12 protein-coding genes are annotated in these 18817 nt (G+C 69.1%); 4 read left to right on the top strand and 8 right to left on the bottom strand.

The window, feature by feature from the left end:
* Window positions 1–30: 30 nt before the first annotated feature.
* From HLB44_RS05820 to HLB44_RS36725, 8 genes are all read right to left on the bottom strand, one after another.
* Window positions 31–1011 carry an XrtA-associated tyrosine autokinase gene (locus HLB44_RS05820; RefSeq protein WP_173121610.1) on the bottom strand — a complete coding sequence of 327 codons (981 nt, stop codon included), beginning with the start codon at window positions 1009–1011 and terminating at the stop codon, window positions 31–33.
* Window positions 1012–1014: 3 nt separating this feature from the next.
* Window positions 1015–2592, bottom strand: a complete 1578-nt coding sequence (locus tag HLB44_RS05815) for an XrtA system polysaccharide chain length determinant (protein WP_173121608.1) — start codon at window positions 2590–2592, stop codon at window positions 1015–1017.
* Between the two features lie 105 nt (window positions 2593–2697).
* Window positions 2698–3297, bottom strand: a complete 600-nt coding sequence (locus HLB44_RS05810) for an XrtA/PEP-CTERM system exopolysaccharide export protein (RefSeq protein WP_173122226.1) — start codon at window positions 3295–3297, stop codon at window positions 2698–2700.
* 233 nt (window positions 3298–3530) lie between these two features.
* On the bottom strand, window positions 3531–6302 hold the full coding sequence (prsT, locus tag HLB44_RS05805; protein WP_173121606.1) for an XrtA/PEP-CTERM system TPR-repeat protein PrsT: 2772 nt from the start codon (window positions 6300–6302) through the stop codon (window positions 3531–3533).
* A gap of 160 nt (window positions 6303–6462) precedes the next feature.
* A complete protein-coding gene (locus tag HLB44_RS05800) occupies window positions 6463–9303 on the bottom strand; it encodes an MMPL family transporter (protein WP_173121604.1) in 2841 nt (946 codons plus the stop codon).
* Between the two features lie 17 nt (window positions 9304–9320).
* Entirely contained in the window at window positions 9321–10709 is a 1389-nt protein-coding gene (locus HLB44_RS05795) for a DUF1302 family protein (protein WP_173121601.1), read from the bottom strand.
* Complete coding sequence (locus HLB44_RS05790) at window positions 10706–11500, bottom strand: outer membrane lipoprotein-sorting protein (RefSeq protein WP_217283552.1); 795 nt, start codon at window positions 11498–11500, stop codon at window positions 10706–10708. Before HLB44_RS05790 ends, HLB44_RS05795 begins: the two co-directional genes overlap by 4 nt.
* A 311-nt stretch (window positions 11501–11811) precedes the next feature.
* A complete protein-coding gene (locus tag HLB44_RS36725) occupies window positions 11812–12798 on the bottom strand; it encodes a PEP-CTERM sorting domain-containing protein (protein WP_217283551.1) in 987 nt (328 codons plus the stop codon).
* Between the two features lie 184 nt (window positions 12799–12982).
* On the opposite strand from HLB44_RS36725, the gene HLB44_RS05780 reads away from it, so the two are divergent.
* The 4 genes from HLB44_RS05780 to HLB44_RS05765 all read left to right on the top strand — a co-directional run bounded on the left by HLB44_RS05780 (window position 12983) and on the right by HLB44_RS05765 (window position 18812).
* The gene (locus tag HLB44_RS05780; RefSeq protein ID WP_173121599.1) at window positions 12983–14128 is read left to right on the top strand and encodes an adenine nucleotide alpha hydrolase family protein; all 1146 of its coding nucleotides are present in this window, start codon (window positions 12983–12985) and stop codon (window positions 14126–14128) included.
* A 123-nt stretch (window positions 14129–14251) separates the two neighbouring features.
* Window positions 14252–15886 carry an FAD-binding oxidoreductase gene (locus tag HLB44_RS05775; RefSeq protein WP_173121597.1) on the top strand — a complete coding sequence of 545 codons (1635 nt, stop codon included), beginning with the start codon at window positions 14252–14254 and terminating at the stop codon, window positions 15884–15886.
* Between the two features lie 11 nt (window positions 15887–15897).
* Window positions 15898–17031: an SDR family oxidoreductase gene (locus tag HLB44_RS05770; protein ID WP_173121595.1), complete on the top strand. Its 1134-nt coding sequence runs from the start codon at window positions 15898–15900 to the stop codon at window positions 17029–17031.
* Window positions 17028–18812 (top strand): AMP-dependent synthetase/ligase, encoded by a 1785-nt coding sequence (locus tag HLB44_RS05765; protein WP_173121593.1) that lies wholly within the window; start codon window positions 17028–17030, stop codon window positions 18810–18812. Before HLB44_RS05770 ends, HLB44_RS05765 begins: the two co-directional genes overlap by 4 nt.
* Window positions 18813–18817: the final 5 nt, after the last annotated feature.

The raw sequence follows: 18817 nt of genomic DNA, 5'->3' as shown, positions 1-18817 counted from the left end.
GGACGCATCATTGTGGTTGAAGGCGCCGGCTCAACCCGGCATCTGTTCTTGTTCGCCGTAACCGTAGCCATACGAGTAGCCGTAGGCTCCGTGGGCGTTGCTTTGCGCCTTGTTGAGCAGCATCAGACGCACCGGGCACGACTCGATCGTCGACAGCGCATGCTGAACGTCCGCCTGCAGCGTCCGGCCGGCGTGCACGACGACGACGATCTGGCCCATGTGCGAGGCCAGCACGCGCGACTCGGTGGTCAGCAGCAGCGGCGGCGAATCGAAGATCACGATGCGGTCGTGGTAGCGCGTCGCGATGTCGTCGAGCAGCTGGCGCATCGAATCGCTGGCCAGCAGCTCGGTCGCCCGCGGGTGCGGCGAGCCGCTGGGCAACAGCGTCAGCTTGTCGATGTTGGTGCGCAGCAGCACGTTCGACATGTCGGCGTGGCCCTCGAGCAGGTCGAGCAGGCCGGGGCCCGGCGGCAAGCCGAGCATGCGCAGCACCGAGGGCCGCGCGACGTCGGCGTCGACGAGCATCACCGTGTGGTCGAGCTCGGCGGCAATGCTCATCGCCAGGTTGATCGACGTGAAGCTCTTGCCCTCGCCGGACAAGGCGCTGGTCACCATGATCAGGTTGCCGTGGTTCAGCGGCACCGCGCCCTTGCCGATCGCATTGAGGATCAGCGGACGCTTGATGACCCGGTACTGGTCGGCGACGTTCGAGCGCGGCGCGTTCGGCGTCACGATGCCGCTCGCGGCGAGCAGATCGAGATCGAGCTCGACGCGACGCGAGGTGACCGTGGGTTCGTCGGCCAGCCGCGGCACCATCGCCGGCGGCACGGGGACCAGCGGCGCGGCCAGCGGCGGCGCCGCCGGCGTCGCGGCATAACGCGGCGGCGCGATGTCGCCGGGCGTGGTGGTCGGCACCGTCGTGTCGGCGGGCGCGGTCTCGCCGGGAATCTCGATCCCCGATTCGCGAATCTGCGCCAGTCGGCGCGCGGCCTGTTCGATCAAGCTGCTCATCGTTCAACCCACCTGCCTGCTGACGATGACCGTCAGCGCGATCAGCCCGATCACGTACACACCGACCAAGCTGCCCGATCCGGCCAGGAAGCGCAGCAAGTCGACCCGTGCCCTGCGGGTGTCCCCATCGCTGAGCACCAGCGAGACGACACCGAGCACCGGCAACCCGGTTTTCGCGCGCAGCTCGTAGGCCGCGTCGTAGACCGGGCGCAATTGGCTCGCCGCGAAGGCGACGAACAGTCCGACGCCGAGCGCCGCGGCCAGCGCCAGCGGATAGAGCAGGAAGCGGTTCGGCGACACCGGGCGCGACGAGACGCGCGGCGGATCGATCAGCCGGAAGTCGGCGACGCCGGACGCGACATCGAGGTCGCCGGACATCACCGCCGCCTGCCGGCGCGCGACCAGGTCTTCGTAGTTCTTCTTGATGATCGCGTAGTCGCGGTTCAGCTGGGCCGCCTCGGCCTCGATCTGCGGCGAGGTCTTCAGCGCCGCCCGAGCCTGCGCATAACGCGACGAATACTCGGCCACGCGTGCGCGCAGCGACGCGACCTGCACTTCGGAGGTCGCCAGCAACCGGTTCAGCTCCTGGAACGCAAGGCCGGACTGCGGCGCGGCCGCCGCGGGCTGGCTCAGCGCCAGCTTGCGCTGCTCGGCGATTTCCTTTTTCTTCTGCTCTTCCAGGTCCTTCAGCAGGCGGCGCGTGCTGATGATGTCGGGATGCTGCTCGGTGTAGCGCTGCAGCAGCGCGTCGAGGTTGCGCTTGTGTTCGGCGATGCGGCCATCGAGCTCGGGCGTCGACACGCTGACCGACGACTCCTGCAACAGGCTCTGCGTGACGCTGGTGTTCGACTGCTTTTCGGCGGCCAGCTGCTGCTTCGCCGCTTCGCGGGCATTCTCGGCCTCGCGCAACTCGAGCCGCGCTTGTTCGAGCTGCTTGCTGATCTCGCCCAGGCGCGACGCCGAGTCGCGGCCGTCGGCGGTCTGCAGGTCGAGATTGCGCAGCCGGAACTCCTTCAACCGCGTCTCGGCCTCCTCGAGCTTGGCCTCATAGGTCTTGATCTGCTCGTTGAGGAAGACCTTGGCCGAGTCGGTGTCCTTGCGGCTGGCACCGAGGCTCGACTCGACGAAGATCGACACCAGCGACTGGATCACCCGCTTGGCCTTTTCCTTGTCGGCATCGCGGTAGCTGAGCGAATAGAGGTTGTCGCGGTTCGTGCCGCGGATCTCGAGCGACTTCGTCAGGCTCTCGATCAGCGCCTCCTGCTGCGCCTTCGACTCGTTCTTCAGGTCGAGGTCCGCCATGCGGATCAGCTTCTCGACGTTCGGCCGGCTGATCAGCGTGCGGCTGAGCATGCCGACCTGCTGCTCGACGTTGGGCTGCACCGTCAGGCCCGACATCAGCGGCTTCAGGATCGATTGCGTGTCGACGAAGATGCGCGCCGTGGCCTCGTACTTGTCGGGCACGTAGAAGACGACGACGGCGCCGGCGATGGCGACGAACCACGCCGCAAGCAGTGCCGGCCAGCGGAATTTCCACATCCGGCGGACGATGGTCGTGAGCTGGTTGATCAGGTCTTCCATGGCACTTCTGTCGGGGTTACAGCCAAGCTCTTGCGCGGATCCGGCTCTGCCGGTCCGCTGCAAGGGACCCCTTGGGGGGCAGCGACCGGAGGGAGCGTGGGGGCATCAGAAAAGGCCCTGCGGGATGATGAGGATGTCGCCCGGCTTCATCTCGACGTTCGCCGACACGTCGCCGCGCTTGATCAGGTCCTTCAGGCGCACCGAATACTGCTTGTTGCCTTCGGAGCCGCGCAGGATCGTCGCGCCGTTGCCATCGGCGAAATCGGTCAGGCCGCCGACGGCGATCATCACGTCGAGCAGCGTCATCTTCTGCTTGTAGGGCAGGAACTGCGGCTTGGCCGCTTCGCCGACAACGCGGATCTGCTCGCTGTAGGGGCCGACGAAGGCGGTGACGATCACCGTGACGACCGGATCACGCACGTACTTCGACAGCTGCTTCTCGATGTCGCGCGCCATCTCGGTCGAGGTCTTGCCCTGCGCGACGAGTTCGTCGATCAGCGGCGTCGCGATCTTGCCGTCGGGACGCACCGGCACCGTCATCGACAGGTCGGGATTGCGCCAGACGGTGATCTGCAGCGAGTCACCGGGGCCGATGATGTAGTTGTAGTTCTGCGTATCGGCCTGCGCCGGCGCCGGCGGATGCTGGCGTGACGCGCAGGCGCCGAGCAGCACGACCAGCAATGCTGCGCCGAGCCGCCAGGCCATGCTGGACTCGATCAATTTGGAAATGGCGTTCAACTTGCTTCCTCTCATGCAGCGAACTTTGTGCGCGACAGCCGGCGGCAATGGCGCTGGCGCGCACGCGCCATGCACACCGGATGCACGCCAAATGCACGGTTGCGCATCATGACACAGGCAGTTTTACGGAATCGCGGCTGGCGCCGACGGCGCCGCGTGCTGCGATGCAAAACTTCACGCAGCCCGCGGCCGCGCGAGCATCACAGGGTCTTGAGCAACTCTTTCGCTTCGGTCTTGACCTGCGGAATCGCGCTTCTGGCCTCGAGCTGCTGCAGCTGTTCCTTGGCCAGGGCCTTCCGATCGGCCTGGAGATACAACTTGGCCAGCCGCAGCCGCATGAGGTCCTGATCGGATGTCAGGTCGATGGCCTTCTTCTGGGTCTCGATCGCGCGCTCCAGCTGCTTGTTGCTCGCCTGCGCCAGCGAGAGCGTGTCGTACAGCGTGGCCTCGTTGGGCTTGAGCTTGATCGCCCGCTCGGCCAGCGCGATCGACTCCGGCTCACCGCGCATCGCCAGCACGAAGGCCAGGTTGTTCAGCGCCATCGGGCTGTCCGGCAAGCGCTGCAGCGCCTCGCGGAAGTACTTTTCGGCTTCCGGCAGCTTGCGGCCCGCGAGGGCCTGCTCGCCGAGCCCGAGCACGAACAGCGCATCCTTCGGATGCTCCGCGCGCCACGCACTGGCAAACGACTGGGCCTCGTCGGGCTTGCCGTTCCGGATCAGCATGCCGTGCAGGCGCACCGCCAGCTCGGTCGACGGCGCATTCTTCAGACCGGCCCGGTAGGCAACGATGGCCGCCGACCAGGCGCGGCGGTCGGCTTCGATGTCCCCTTCGAGCACGTAACCGGCCGGCTCCTTCGGCCGCTGCTGCCGGACCAGCCGCGCGACGGCCAGCGCATCGGCATGCTTGTTCTCGCCGAGGTGCTGCGACACCAGCGCGCGCTGCGCCAGCAGCAGCTCGGGCGCGATGGCCAGGGCCTTGTTCAGACTCTGCAGCGCCCCCGCCTGGTTCTTGTTGCGCGCATGGATGGCCGCCAGACGCAGGTGCGGGAAGGCCGATTTCGGCTGCAGCGCAGCGAGCTTGTTGTAGGTCACGATCGCCTGCTGGGTATCGCCCATGCGGCTTTGCGCCTGCGCGAGCGCATCGAGCAACTCCGGCGATCCGGGCTTGGCCGCGATGCCGTCCTGCGCCGCCGCCATTGCCAGCGCGACCTTGTTCGTGCGCAGGTAGTGGTGCACCAGCAGCAGGCGCGGCCGGCTCAACATTGGATTGGCGGCCAGCGCCTCGTTGATCAGCTTCAGCATCGCCTCGGTGTCGCTGTCGCTGCGTGCGTAGAGATCGATCAGTGCAAGCCGCGCCGCCTCGTTGCGCGGATTGGCGGTCAATATCGCCTCCAGCCGCGCCCGCGCCTTCTGCGGCTGCTGCTCTGCGACGTCGAGCTCGGCCAGGTCGGCCGCGGCGATGACGTACTGGGAGTCGATCTGCAGCGCACGTTCGAAGCTGCGGCGTGCGCCGGCGCGGTCGCCCGTCATCCGCAGCATGCGCCCCTGCAGGTGCGCGCTCAGAGCCTTGCCCGGTTGCTTTTTCTCGATCCGGTCGACCGCCTTCAGGGCGGCATCGAATTCCTTGCGGCGGGCATGGGCGGCGACCGCCGCCAGATCGGCGTCGATGCCGCCGGTGTCTGCTTCCGACAAACGATCCAGCTCGGCAAAACCGGAGGTCTGGCCACGGCCGATCTGGCTCAGTGCCAGTGCGATCCGGCTGCGCACGTCATCCGGATCGGCCTTGGACGCGCGCACGTAGAACGCCTCGGCCGCGGCGTTGTCGCCCAGCTGCAGGTGGGCCGTCGCGGCCGCGACGAGCGTTTGCGCGGGCACCGCCGGTTGCTCCAGCAACGGCCGCAGCGTCTCGAGGGCCAGCGGCGCCTGCCCCAGCCGCAGCTGCACCTGCGCGAACAACTGGCGCGCCCCCGCGTTGTCCGGGGCCTTGCCGAGCAGCTTGCCGAGGTGCGTCTCGGCCTGTCGCAACGAGCCTGCGCGAAACTCGACCTCGGATGCAAAAAGCAGCACCGCGGGGTCTTCGCGCAGGTTCTTCATCAGGCGCTGCGCGAGATCCTTGGCCTTCGGATAGTCTTTCTTCGCCAGCGCGACCTGACCGGCCAGCAGATAGGTCAGCGGGTGCGTGGGCAGCACCTTGCGCATTTCCGCCACCTGCGCCTCGGCCGCATCGAGCTGCTTGTCGCGCATCAGCAGCGCGACGACCCCTTCATGCACACCTGGCTGCCGCGGATGGAACGACAACGACTTGCGATAGGCCGCCAGCGCGCCGGCGCTGTCCTTCTTCGACGCCAGCAACAGCATGCCGCGCAGCTGCCAAGCCTCCGGATCCTGCGGAAGGGCCTTCAGCACCTCGTCATTCAGCGCGATCGCGGCCGGAATCTGGCCGCCTATCGCCATCACGCGGGTGCGCAGATTGCGCGCCGGCGCGGATTGCGGCGAGGCTGCCAAGGCGGCGTCGAGCTCGCGGTCACCGGCCGCGCGGGCGCCCAGGGAGTAGTGCGCCGCTGCGATGGTGGTGCGCAACTCGGCGTTCGCCTCGGTATCGGGCAGCGTGGTCGCACCATGCTGTTCGATCAGCTTGCGCGCCAGCCCCTGCTGCAGCATCGCGCGCGCCAGCGTCGGCAGCACCTCGGATGGCGGGTGCTTCAGATCCAGGGCCTTCTGCAACTCGGCGGCGGCCGATGCCGGATCGCCCTGCTCGAACAACGCACGGCCCAGCAGCAGCCGCGCCGGACCCGATTCGGGCTGGTCTTGCAGCACGGTCTTCAAGCGCACGATGGCCGCTTGTGGATCGCGGCGCTGCAGATCCGCGCGCGCCGAGGCGATCTGCGCCTCCGGCCCGGGCTTGCCGCAAGCGGCCACCAGCGCCACGGCGATCAACAGGGCGGCCGTGCGGGCTCGTGGGGCGTGTTTCAAGGCTTGTCCTTCATTCATGTTGCGGTCGCAGCCCGCGATGGCGGCGTTGCATCTTGTCACCACCGGCATTCTGTCCAGCCTTTCAATATCCCCCGAACCGGGACGCCATTCCGCGCCCCCCGTGCCCGATCGGGAGGTGCGGCGTGAACAATTGCCCGCCTCACGTCGATGCGCGGCCCGGTGGGTCGCCGGTGGCGGGCCTCGCGGCGGTCGACTCCTCGCCGATGGCGGCTGGGTGGGCGCGTTGCAAAAGCCGCTGCTCGACCAGCTGGCTCACCGCGTGCGGCGTGAGCTTGCCGTGGTACGTGCCGGCCGGGTAGAGCTGCACCACCGGCGCTAGCCGGCACAGCCCGAGGCAGCTGGTGCGCGTCAGACGCCAGTCTTCTTCCGGTGCCTCCGCCGCTCTGGCGGCCTGCAATCGCGTGAAGCGTTCCCACAGCAGCTCCCCGTCGGCGATCGTGCAGATGTCGCCGGTGCACACCAGCACGCGCTCGGGCGCCGGCGGGGCGGTGGCCGGCGGTGCCGGTGCCGCGACCAGCGCGGGCAGCGCGGGCGGCATCAGCGTGTCGCCGCCGAGCGGCATCGGCGCATCGCCGTCGACCGGCATCAGCGTATCGCCGCCGACCGGCATCTGCGTCGAGCGCGGCGCGAGCAGCGTATCGCCGGCATCCAGCACCTCGGAGGGCGCGTGCGGCGCCGCCGGGGCGGCGCGCCGGCGCGCATCGGTCAGCAGCAGCAGCGGCGGCAACAGCAGCAGCTCGAAGCACTGTCCGGAGAACAGGCCGAGCGCCGTCATGATCCCGAAGTCCGAGGTCGGGATGAAGTCCGAGCCGAACAGCAGCGTGAACTGCGTGATCAGCAGCACCGAGATCGCCAGCACCGCGCGGCCCGAGGACTCGAAGCTGCGCGCGATCGCCAGCACCGGCGAGATGCCTTGCTGCAGCCGCTCCTTGTAGCCGTGGTACAGGTGGATCGTGTCGTCGACCGTGATGCCGAGCACGATGCTGGCGATCATCACGGTGGCCATGTTCAGGTAGATGCCGATCGCGCCCATCAGCACGAAGACGAAATACAGCGGTGCGATGTTCGGCACCATGCACACCGCGGCGGCCTTGAACGAGCGCCACAGCAGCGCCATGAACAGGAAGATCTGCACGAAGGCGCCGATGAAGCTGCCGGTCTGGCCGCTGACGAGCAGGTTGATCTGGTCGGCGAACAGGCGTCCCTGGCCGCCGATGTCGACCGCGAGCCCTTCGATCGGCTGCTGCTCCAGGCGCTTGCGGATGCGCGCGAGCACCTCGCCGATCTCGTGTGCGCCGTGGATGTGCAGGTTGGCGAGGATGCGCGCATGCTGGAAATCGCGATTCACCAGCTCGTACAGGTCGGTGCCGTCGTAGACCAGCAGGTACTGGCGCAGCAGGCGGTCGGTCGGCGGCAGCGTGCGGAACGCGGCCTGCTCGGCGTTCATCGCCCAGTGCATCTCCTCGATCAGGTCGACCATCGAGATGGTGCGATCGACCTCCGGCTGCTCTTCGAGCCAGCGCTGGAACGCGCGGATGCCGCGCAGGCGCTCGACGTTCTGCAGGCTGTCGCGCTCCTGGCCGCGCAGCGAGAACTCCAGCGAGGTCACGCCCATCAGCTTGCTCTCCGCCAGCTGCGTGTGGCGCACCGCCGGATGGCTGGGCGGGAAGAAGGTCAGCAGGTCGGACTCGACCTTCACCGCCCGGACGGCCGGGATGCCGGCGACCAGCACGACCAGCGCCGCGATGATGATCGTCTTCGCGTTGCGCATGCTGAAGATCGTGATGCGCGTGGCGAAGCGGCCGAGCAGTCCCATGCCCGACGTGCGGCGCGTCGGCCAGCGGTGCTTGTCCCAGCGCAGCAGCAGCGGCGGCATCAGCCCATAGACGACGATGAAGACGAGCGCCGTGCCAGCGGCGCCGGCGACGCCGAAGACCTGCACCGGCGGCACCGGCACCAGCACCAGGCTCAACAGGCCGGATCCGGTCGTCAGCACATTGAAGATGCCGGGTTTCAGCGTCTCCTGCATCGCGCGGTCGAGCCGCTCGGCGCGGCGCAGCCCGGCCTCCTGCGCGCGCTGGATGCCGGCGTACAGATGCATCAGCGTCGCCAGCGTGTACGCCGACAGCAGCGTCGGGATGATCGCGGTGGCCATCGTGTACGGCTGGTTGAACGCCGCGATCGCACCGACCACCGGCAGAACCACGGTCGACATCGCCACCGCGCCGATCACGACCGGCCGGATGCGCCCGACCACCCACCACAGCAGCGCCAGGCCGATGCCCACGGTCAGCGGCACGAAGGTCGCCGTGTCCCGCAGGATCGACTCGAGCTGCGCGACATCCATCGTCACCGGACCGGCGTCGCCGGCGTAGTGCCCACGCAGGCCGGCGCGGTTGATCGCCAGCACGGTGGCGATCTTCACCTGCAGCCGCTGCCCGCTGTCGGCCAGCGGCTTCGGCCGCACGCCGATCGCGAGGTAGCGGCCGTCCCGCGAGGCCAGCGTGCCAGGCACGAAACGATCGGCCAGCACGCGGCGCTTGGCATCCTCCGGCCCGGCCTTCTTCTGCGCCTTCGGCTCGATCAGCGGCCCGACGCTGAAACCGTCGCGCGAACCGGCGATCTTCTCGACCGTCAGGATGCTGGTCACGCGATCGACGAGCGGGTGATCGCGCAGCTCGTTCGACAGTGCCTGCAGCCGCCTGAGGAAATCCTCGGTGTACAGGTCGTCGCCGTGGAACAGCACGGTGAGCACTTCGTCGCTCGGGAAGTCCTTGCGCAAGGCATCGCGCAGCACGATCGCCGGCGCGTCGGCCGGGTAATAGACCTGCGGCGAATTGTTGAAGGTCAGCCGCAGCGCCAGGAAGCCGCCGACCGCATGCAGCAGGATCACGATCACCAGCGCGAGCGGCCACGCGACCATCGCCGTCGTCATGCCGTAGCGGCGCCCGTACAACGGGGCCCAGGCGCTCAACCACATGGCGGCCGGCGCTCCGTCTAAAAACGCGTCTTCAGGCCGATCGCGAGCATGCCGCGCTCGCGATAGAAGCCGCCCAGCGTGCGCGACTCGCCGCGGAAGTGATGGGCCTGCACGTACAGCTCGTGCGGCTCCCAGCCGACGAAGGACAGCCGCGGCGCCAGGTACAGGTCGTGCACGTTGAGGCCGCTGAAGAACTTCATGCCGAGCTTCCAGCGCCCCTGCCCGAGCGTTGTCTGCACCTCGCCGTTGATGCCGACATAACGCGTTATCTCGAGCACCGGCGCGTCGGCGCGCAGCTTGCGCACCAGCAGCTGCACGTTGACGCGCGTGTCCTTGCCGCCCGGGAAGAATTCCACCGCGCCGATCCAGTCGAACGCACGCGCATCCACCATCACGCCATCGGGCCGGGTCAGCGGCACGTCGGTGGTCATGCCGAGCTCGGAGCGATAGGTCACGCCACCGGCGACGACTTCGAGATCTGCGCCCAGGAACCGGTTGTGCGGATGCACGATGTCGAGCGCCGGGCCGGCCGGATTGAGCCGGTAGTACGGCAGGGGCTGCCGCGTGCGCGCCAGCGTCAGGCCGAAGTCCAGCGGCTCGCCGGTGCGCGTGATGCGCACGGCGGCGCCGCCGCTGCCGTCGACGCGTTCGCGCACCGGCGCATGGCGGGCGAAGGCGGCGATGGCAGGCGTTTCGGGCAGCCCCAACACGCGGCCGGAGCGGCGATCGATCGGACTCCAGACGCTGCGCTCGTCGGGCAGCACCGCGGCGCGAAAGTACGGCAGCAGCACGCCATCGAGCTTCCAGTCGTCGATCGTCTGCTCCCAGCGCACGACCGGCTGGGGCAAGCGGCGCTCGGCGAGGTCATCCAGCACGATGCGGCTCAGGTCGACGCGGCTCACGCGGTCGATCAGCGGCACCGCATCGACCCGCCCCCACAGCACGGTTTGTGCGCCCACCGTCAGGCGGGTGTCGCCGCGGCTGTAACGCACATAGGTGTCGGCCAGCTCGGCCTGCGTGTCGTCGTAGGCCGACGGGCCGCCCCGCTGCGCGACTGCGCCGAGGCGAACGCCCGCGCGCAGCTCCCAGCCGCGCGCCGGCTGCCATTGCGCATACGGCGTCGCGCGCAAGGTCAGCAGGCTGCTGGCATCGGGCGCATCCGGCAGCGCAGCCGCCTCGGCCAGCACGCCATCGACGCCGAAGCGGAAGGTCGGCCGCGCCGGGCGCGTCGGCCGGCGCGGCGGGGCCGTCGCATCGGCCTCCTCGTCGGCCGCCTGGGCCGCGGGGGCGGGCGCCTGGGCGGCCGCGATGTGCAGCGGACCGAGGTACAGCGCCGTCAGCAACCAGGGCAGCGCCAGCGTGCGCCGGTGGGTGGGCTTCAATCGAATCTCGGCAGCGCCGCTCATGGCCGGAAGTCCGCCTCGACGTTTTCGTCCGCCAGCGCCTGCTGCGTGAAGAGCCTGGCCGGCAACTTGCGATCGTAGAGCGCCCGCTCGACGCTCAGTCGCGTCTCGTGGCCGCTGCCGAGATCGGTCAGCCGGCTCTCCATCACCGTCCAGTAGCCCTGGATCTGCTTGCGCGACGCCAGCACCCAGCGCTTGCTGGGTGCGCGGTCGTCCTTCTCGAAATAGTCGACGCGGTGCACCATCGCCAGCGACGCTTCGACCCAGGTCATGCGCTTGCGGTAGACCGTTTCGGCGGCATCGACCGGCACGCTTTCGACAATCTCGCACTGCACACCGTTGACGTTGTCCTGACCGACCAGGCGATGCCGATCAGCCGCCGGCTTGCGCGTGCGCAAGTCCTCGTAGTAGAGATCAGATCCCACGAAGCGCCCTCCCTTGCGATCACTGGCAATGCGGCGAACCCGGTCGAGCTCCGGCAGGTACAGCCACTGCTCGTTGCTGCCGTCGGCCTTGTCGATGCTCAACAGCCCGGTACCGGCGATGTCCTTCGGCTCGAGAAAGCGCACGAGGTTGTGGGCCTCGCCGCGCCCGCGTTCGACGCGATAGCTGACCAGCGCGCGCACGCGCGCGGGCCGGCCCCGCTCGATCAGTTCCATCCGGCTCGTCACCGTCGCGTCGCGACCGCTCGGCCGGTCGTGCACACGTTGCATGAGCGTCAGCGCATCGTCGGCATGCACGGGCAGCGACAGCGGCGTCAGCAGGCTCGCGGCCAGCAGAGTCCGCCGAGTCATGCGCGGACCCATCGAGGGCTCGACCTGGGCCGGCGCAGCCCACACGGGATCGATCAAGGACATGCAGTGCGGTTGAATTGAAGACCGCCTACTGTGGCGGCGGCCGAGTTTCGCCGCAAAGCATACCTTCGCGCCATGGGAGTTTGACGACCCCTGCATCGCGCAACGCCGCGACGGCTGTCGATCAGGCGCGCAACAACCGGTCCGCAAAAGAGAAGTGGGCCACCCGGAAATCCGGGTGGCCCACCAGGGACCTACTGCGACGTGCGACTGCTCAGGTTGGCAGCCGCACCGCTGGGTCGAGCGTCAGCTCAGGCCTTCTTGGCGCGACGGCCGAGGGCACCGAGACCAGCCAGCGCCAGGCCGACCAGGGCCAGCGAACCCGGCTCGGGGATCGGCGCGACGTTGAAGTCGAAGTCCGAGCGGCCGAAAGCGCCGTTCCCCAGACCCGCGCCGCCCTTGATCGAGCCACCGCCGGCGATGTCCGCCAGGCCGTCACCGGTGCCACCGTTGAACGGGTTGCAGTCACCGGCCACCGGGACCAGGCTGTTCGGCGAGCACGCGACCTGACCGAAGTCCATGCCGGTGTTGTTGACGATCATGCTGAAGGCGAAGGTCGCCGCCGTCATGTCGATGCCGGCACCAGCGGCTGCCACGACAGCCGGATCGTCCGTGCCGACAAACGCGAAGATTTCGTCGTTGTCGCCGGTGAAGCCGCCGGACATGTACACCGAGCCGTCCGAACCCTTGGCAACGCAGTCAGCCAGGCTGACGCAGTTCTGGCCCGGGATGTCCAGGTCAGGCGTCGCGTCGAGCCACGTGCGTGCGATTTCGCCCGAGGCGCCATCGACGTAGGGGCTGGTCGCGTTCGGGGCGAACAGGAACAGGAAGGTGCCCGGCACGAAGCCCGGGATCTTCGCGACGACGACGGCGTCGATGATGCCGGTCAGTTCTTCCGGGGCGATGTTGGCCGAGCCGGCGCCGAACGGATTGGCCGTCTTCGTCAGTTCGAACACCGAGACCAGGCGCTCGCCGATGTCGATCTTGCCGTTGCCGTTGGTGTCGAAGTGCCAGTCGTTGTTGTCGTCCTCGAAGGTGGTCTCCGGGAAGAAGAAGGTCACGCCGGCGCTGGCCGGCATGCTCGCACCGAGGAGGACAGTTGCTGCCAACCCGACGCCTGCTGCAAATTTCTTGAGCTTCATAAATGTTCCTTTGCCAACTTGCGGTACACAAGGCAGAAGGGATCCCCCTGCTTGGAGAGCATGTAGCAGGACCCATGCCAAGTTCGAGCGACCCATCCAAGTGGCTGTCTTCACTCGGTTTTTCGGCGATCGGTGGTGCCGGCGCGCGGTAGCCGGTGAGTGACTGTAAATTCCCTCGACAGGCCCGCCGGCGCCTCGTCGGCACCGCGGGCCGCGAAGCTCCGCCGGCGCGCGGTCGAGCCGCTACAGTTCACGTCGGCTCGACGAACGAGGTTGCCCCATGAGGTCCTGCAAGAACTGTCTGCTGCCGGAGGCCGTGCCGGGCGCCGACCTGGATGCCCGCGGAATCTGCAAGCCGTGCCGGGAGTACCGGCCGGCCGACGCCAGCGCTTCGGAGGCCTTGCGCAAGGCGCGCGAGGCGGACCTCGAGCAGGCGCTGCGCGACTGCCGGGGACAGGGCGAATTCGACTGCCTGGTGCCGCTGTCCGGCGGCAAGGACAGCGTCTGGCTGATCCACAAGCTGAAGACCGAATACGGGCTGCGCGTGCTCGCGCACACCACCGACATCGATATCGGCGAGGTGGCCTGGGCCAACATCCGGCGCGCGATCGACAAGCTCGATGTCGAGCACGTCACCTATCGGCCGCCGCTGGAGTTCTACCGCCGCCTCTTCCGCTGGTTGATGATGAACCAGGAAGCGCGCGGCGCGGTGCACACGATCTCATACGTCTACGCGCCGCTGTTCGAGGGCAATGCCTTGCAGGTCGCGCTCGAGAAGCGCATTCCGCTGGTGCTGGCCGGGTATTCCCCGGGTCAGCCGGTCGCCGAGCGCATGGAGTACGAGTTCCCGCGGCTGGCGATCTCGGAGGTCGACTGGACGCCACCGGAGCTGGTCGCGTCGGGCGAATTCGACGCGCACGACCTGGCGCGGTTCTGGAACCCGCGGCGCCATGCACCGGGCACGCGCTTCCCGCGCTACCTGGCCCCGTACCATGCCTGGCCCTACGACCAGGACGAGATCATGAAGAAGGTGGTCGAGCTCGGGCTGATCGAGTCGTCGAAGAACGCCAGCCCGGTGTTCTCGAACTACCCGATCAACTGGTTGCTGATGTATTCGGACCTGCGCACCTTCGGCTACAACCCCTACGCACCGGAGTTCTCGACCCTGATCCGCGAAGGCAAGGCCAACCGGCACTACTGGAAGCTGATGGGCAAGGTGGTCGACTTCATCACGCTGAACAAGGTCTACCTCGGGCGCCACGTCGCGCGGCACATGGAATGGCTCGGGTTGCGCGACGAGGACCTGCGCATCACGCGACCGAGCCGGCGCGACTGGCCGGACCACGTCTATGCCGACTGGGCCACGGCCGCGCCGGGCGCCGCCGTGGCGGCGAGCGCGTCGAACCGCCAGCCGGTCGCGGCATGACCCGCACCCGCGTTTGCCGCGCGCCGCGCAGCACGGAGTCGAAGCGATGAGCGCCGCCCGGCCGTTCCGAAGGCGCTCGCGCCCCCTCGGGGGGCAGCGAGCGAAGCGAGCATGGGGGCACCAATGAGCGCGCTGCCGCAGCCGGTCGAGGCTCCGCTGCTGGCGCAACTGCGCGACATCGTCGGCGCCGACGGCTTGCTCAGCGAGCCGGCACAGGTCGAGGCGGTGACGCGCACCTGCATCCCGTTCCGCGCCCTGCCTTCGGTCGTCGTCTACCCGACGACGGCGGCGCAGGTGCAGTCGATCGTGCGGGTCGCGGCCGCGGCCGGCGTGCCGGTCTGGCCGCTGAGCACCGGCAAGAACTGGGGCTACGGCGAGCGCAGCGCGTGTTACGAGGCCGGCATCACGATGCTGCTGGAGCGCATGAACCGCATCTGCCACGTCGACGAGACGCTGGGCTACGCGGTGATCGAGCCTGGCGTCACCTACAAGCAGCTCGACGACCACCTGAAGACGAGCGGCTCGCGCCTGTGGGCCGACTGCGCCGGCACGACGAAATACGCCAGCGTGCTCGGCAACGCGCTCGACAAGGGTCGCGGCCTGACGCCGATGGCCGACCACTTCAACAGTTTGTGCGGCATGGACGTCGTGCTGCCGGACGGCAGCCTCGTCGAGACCGGCGGCGGCCCAGCCGGCAACAACACAGTGCGCCATACCTACAAGGGCGCGGTCGGACCGGCGCTCGACGGCCTGTTCGGCCAGTCGAACCTGGGCATCGTCGTCAAGGCCGGCATCTGGCTGATGCCGGCGCCCGAGGTGTTCGACTTCGCGGCCTTCGAGTACAAGGCCGACCCCGATCGGCTGGGACCCTTCATCGACGACCTGCGCGAGCTGGTGATGGCGCGCGCGATCCGCTCGCATCCGCACCTGGCGAACGACTTCGCGATGATGTGCATCCTGTCGCAGTATCCGCACGACCTGCTGGCCGGCCGGCGCCACCTGAGCGAGGCGGCCGCAGCGCAATGGCGCGCGCAGCACGGCGTCGCGCGCTGGACCTTCGGCTGCGGGCTCTATGGCAGCCGCGAGGAGGTGCGCTACCAGAAGCGCATGATTCGCAAGGTGCTCGGCCGCTACGGCATGGTGCAGTTCATCGGCGCGGCGATCCGCGACGACTGGTACGGGCGCCTGGTGCGCACCGTCGCGCCGCTGGCCAACCGGCTGCTGGGCAAGTCGCCGGAGTTCACCGAGGTGATGGTCCCGGCGATCAATCTGTTCCGCGGCATCCCGACCGACGATTTCGTGCGCCAGGCGTACTTCAAGTCGCATGCGAACAAGCCGAGCCAGGACATCGACCCCGCGCGCGACGGCTGCGGCTTCGTCTGGATCGGCCCGGTGGTGCCGTTCACGTCCGAGCACGTGATGAAGGCGCTGGCGCTGACGCGGCCGGTGTTCGAGAAATACGAGTTCGACTTCTTCGTCGAGGTCATCATCGAGAGCCCGCGTTCGGTGATCGTGCTGGTCGGCGTGTTCTACGACCGGCACGACGCGGCCGACGCCGAGCGCGCGCGCAGCTGGTACCAGCAGGCGCGCGAGACCTACATCGAGCACGGCTACCCGCCCTACCGGGCGACCTCGATGAGCATGCCGCACGCGATGGATGCGAATCCGGCGGCGCGCGAGCTGCTGGCGACGATCAAGCGCGCGCTCGATCCGGGCAACGTGATCGCGCCGGGCCGCTACGGCACGCCGATGCGCTGACGCGGCCGGGCATGGCGAAATCGGTCTTCCTCACCGGAGCCACCGGCACCATCGGCAGCGCGCTGGTGCCCGAGCTGCTGCGGCAGCCGCAGACGCGGATCACGCTGCTGGTGCGGGCCCGCGACGATGCCGACCTCGCCGCACGGATGGCCGAGATGGGGCGCTACTGGGGCGCCACGCCGGATGGGACCGACACCGGCCGCGTGCAGGCGCTGCGCGGCGATATCGCCCAGCCGCGCTTCGGTCTGGACGATGTGCAGTACGAGCGCCTGGTGCAGGACACCACGCACATCGTGCACTGCGCCGCCAGCGTCAAGCTGAACATGTCGCTCGAGGAGGCGCGCGCGACCGCCGTCACGCCGACGCGCAGCATGCTCGAGCTGGCGCGCCGCGCCCGCGACGCCGGCCCGTTGCGCAAGGTCGACCTGGTCAGCACGGTCGGCGTCTGGGGCCGCACGCCGGGCGTGATGCCCGAGCGCCGGCTGCCCGAGGTCGACAGTTTCCACAACACCTACGAAGCCGCGAAGTCCGAAGCCGAGAAGGTCGTCTGGGACGAGGGCGACGGCCTGCCGATCACCGTGCACCGGCCGAGCATGGTCGTCGGCGAGACCGGCAGCGGCCGCGTCATCCACTTCCAGGTCTTCTACCACCTGTGCGAGTTCCTCTCCGGCGTGCGCACCTTCGGCGTGATGCCCACGCTGGGCACGGTGCGGCTCGACACGATTCCGGTCGACTGGGTCGCGCAGGCGATCGCCTGGTCGAGCGATCGGCCCGAGATGGCCGGCCGCATCCTGCACCTGTGCTCGGGGGCCGAACGGTCGATCCCGTTGACGCGCTTGCAGCAGGTGGTGCGGCAGACCTGGCGCGCGGCCGGCCGGCCGGTGCCGCGGCTTTGGGGTGTCAGCCGCCGCCTGCTCGAAAGCGCCGTGCCGGTGATCGGTCTGCTCGCCGGCGAGAGCACGCGGCGTGCGCTGCGCGGTCTGCCGCCCGTGCTGGCCTACCTGGCGGAGGACCAGGGCTTCGGTAACGCCGAAACGGCGCGGCTGCTGGCCGATGCCGGCCTGCCGGTGCCGAAGGTCGAGGACTACCTGCCGCAGGTGCTCGACCACTACCTGCAAAGGCGGCGCACGCCGGCCGCCCGATGAACGGCGCGGCGCCGGCGACGTCACCGCAGACAACAGCGACGACGATTCCCGCGCTGCTCGCGCAGCGGATCGCCACCACGCCGCAGGCCGAGGCGTTTCGGATCGAGACGGCGCCGCAGACTTGGGCGGCGATCAGCTGGGCCGAGTTCGGCGCCCGTTGCGCGCGACTCGCCGCGGCACTCGCCGCCGCCGGGCTGCGGCGCGGCGATCGGCTGGCGCTGATCGCGCCCAACTCGCTCGAGTGGGAGCTGCTGCAGCACGCGACGCTGCGGCTCGGCGCGATCATCGTGGGCCTGGATGCGCACGATGTGCCCGAGCGCATCGCCGCGCTGTGCGAGCAGGCCGACATCGTCGCGTTCGCGACGACGCAGCCGCGGCTGCTGTCGCAGGTCGATCCGCGACGCTTGCAGGCGGCACGGCTGCTGCTGGTGTTCGGCGAGCCGTCGCGCGGCGCGGCGAATGCGCGCCAGATCAGCTGGACGCAGCTGATGGCGCTCGCCGGAGAAGACTCCGTGCTGCCGGCGCCGCCGGCATCGGACGAGCTCGCCACGGTGATCTTCACGTCCGGCACGACCGGCGCTGCGAAGGGCATCGCCTACACCCACCGGCAGCTGTGCCTGGCGGTCGACGCGATCTGCGACGTCTTCGATTTCGTCGGGCCGCAAAGCCGGCTGCTGTGCTGGCTGCCGCTGTCCAACCTGTTCCAGCGCATGGTGGACCTGTCGGCGGTGCGCCAGGGTGCGACGACCTGGATCCTCGACGACCCGCGCCGGGTGATGGAGGTGGTCGCGCAGGTCTCGCCCGACATCTTCGTCGGCGTGCCGCGTTTCTACGAGAAGCTGCACGAAGGCCTGCGCGAGGGCATCGCTTCGCGGCCCGCGCTGCAGCGCAGGATCGCCGAGACCGCATTGGCGATCGGCCGCCGCGCCGCCGCACTGCGCCGCGAAGGCCGACCGCTGCCGGCCGGGCTGAAAGTCGCGCACTTCATCGCCGACCGGATCGTGCTGTCGCGCCTGCGCCGGCTGATGGGCCAGCGGCTGCGCTGCATGGTCACCGGCTCGGCGCCGCTCGCGCGCGCATTGCTCGAGGAATTCGACGCCATCGGCTGGGAGGTGCTCGAAGCCTACGGCCTGAGCGAGAACGTCGTGCCGATGGCGATCAGCCGGCCCGGCGATGCGCGCGCCGGCAGCGTCGGCAAGCCGCTGCCGGGCAATCACATCGTCGTCGGCGACGGCGGCGCGATCAAGGTGCGCGGGCCCGGCGTCTTCAAGGGTTATCTCGGCGAACCGCCGGCACCGGTCGATGCCGACGGCTACTACACGACCGGCGACCTCGGCAGCCTCGACGCCGAGGGCTACCTGCGCCTGACCGGCCGTTCGAGCGAGCTGATCAAGACCTCGACCGGCCGCCGCATCGCGCCGCTGGCCATCGAGGCGCAGCTGCGCACGCCCGGCGTCGACCACGTGCTGGTGCTCGGCTCGGGCCGCAAGTGCCTGGTCGCGCTGTGCACGATCGCGCCGGGCAAGCCCTTCGGCGCCGAAGAACGCGCGCGGCTCACGGCGGCCTTGCGCGAAAAGGCCGCGGCGATCGGTACGCATGAGCGGCCCGGCGGCATCGCGCTGCTCGAGCAGGCGTTCACGATCGAGGCCGGCGAGCTGACGACGAACCTGAAACTGCGGCGTGCCGCGATCGAGACGCGCCATGCGGCGCTGATCGAGCGTCTCTACGAAACGATCGACCGCCAGGCGGCCACCGGCGCGCGCGAGCTGGTGGTGCTCTGACGCGC

It is taken from the genome of Pseudaquabacterium terrae, from assembly GCF_013266755.1.
Lineage (GTDB): Bacteria > Pseudomonadota > Gammaproteobacteria > Burkholderiales > Burkholderiaceae_C > Pseudaquabacterium > Pseudaquabacterium terrae.
This window is presented reverse-complemented; position numbering and strand designations above follow the sequence as displayed.